The sequence below is a fragment of the Streptomyces sp. NPDC059454 genome (assembly GCF_042749965.1).
Classification (GTDB): Bacteria; Actinomycetota; Actinomycetes; order Streptomycetales; family Streptomycetaceae; genus Streptomyces.
Map to the genome: position 1 here is coordinate 1 of NZ_JBHYVC010000139.1, position 1,174 is coordinate 1,174.

General features: G+C 71.5%; 1 protein-coding gene. It reads left to right on the forward strand.

The window, feature by feature from the left end; translation table 11 throughout:
• Positions 1 to 1,174, forward strand: a 1,174-nt coding sequence (locus ACFXAE_RS36155; RefSeq protein WP_384723970.1) for an acyltransferase domain-containing protein, incomplete at both ends; no start/stop codon positions are given.

Consider the following 1,174-nt stretch of genomic DNA (forward strand, 5'->3'; position numbering starts at 1 on the left):
TCGCTGGTGTCGACGCGTGTCGCGATGGAGCACCGTTCGGTCGTCGTCGGCAGCGGCCTCGACGGCCTGCTCGCCGGACTCGACGCGCTCGCCGCCGGCGAACCGTCCGCCCGTGTCGTGGACGGCGTCGCCGAGACCGGACCGGGCGCCGTGTTCGTCTTCCCGGGCCAGGGCTCGCAGTGGACCGGCATGGCGGTCGAACTCCTGGAGACCTCCCCGGTGTTCGCCGCCCGCATGGCGGAGTGCGCGGCCGCCCTGTCACCTCACGTCGAGTGGTCGTTGCTGGATGTGGTGCGGGGTGTGGAGGGTGCTGCTTCGGTGGAGCGGGTGGATGTGGTGCAGCCGGTGTTGTGGGCTGTGATGGTGTCGTTGGCGGAGGTGTGGCGCTCGTGCGGGGTGCGGCCGGCTGCGGTGGTGGGGCATTCGCAGGGTGAGATCGCGGCCGCGTGTGTGGCGGGTGCTCTGTCGTTGGAGGATGCGGCGCTGGTGGTGGCGTTGCGTTCGCGTGCGTTGCGTGCTCTGTCGGGTGCGGGCGGCATGGTGTCGGTGGCTCGTGGTGTGTCGGTGGTGCGGGAGTTGGTCGGCCGGTGGGAGGGCCGGGTGTCGGTGGCGGCGGTGAACGGGCCGTCGTCGGTGGTGGTGTCGGGTGACGCGGAGGCGTTGGACGAGTTGCTGGTGGTGTGTGAGGCGGAGGGGGTGCGGGCCCGTCGGGTGGCGGTGGACTACGCGTCGCATTCGGCTCATGTGGAGCGTATCGAGGCGGAGTTGGCGGAGCTGTTGGCTCCGGTGGCGCCGCGTTCGTGTGAGGTGCCGTTCTATTCGACGGTGTCGGGTGGTGTGATCGACACGGCCGGGCTGGATGCCGGGTACTGGTATCGGAATCTGCGCGGGACGGTGGAGTTCGAGGCGGCGACGCGTGCGCTGCTGGCCGACGGTTTCCGGGTGCTGGTGGAGGTGAGTGCGCATCCGGTGGTGGCGACGGGGGTGCGCGAGACCGTCGAGGACGCGGGTGTGCCGGCCGGTGTGGTGGGCACGCTGCGGCGTGACGAGGGCGGCTGGGAGCGGTTCACGCTGTCGCTCGGTGAGGCGTGGGCGTGCGGCGCGGACGTCGACTGGGACGCCTTCTACGAAGGCACCCGCCCCCGCCGCGTCGACCTCCCCACCTACCCCTTCC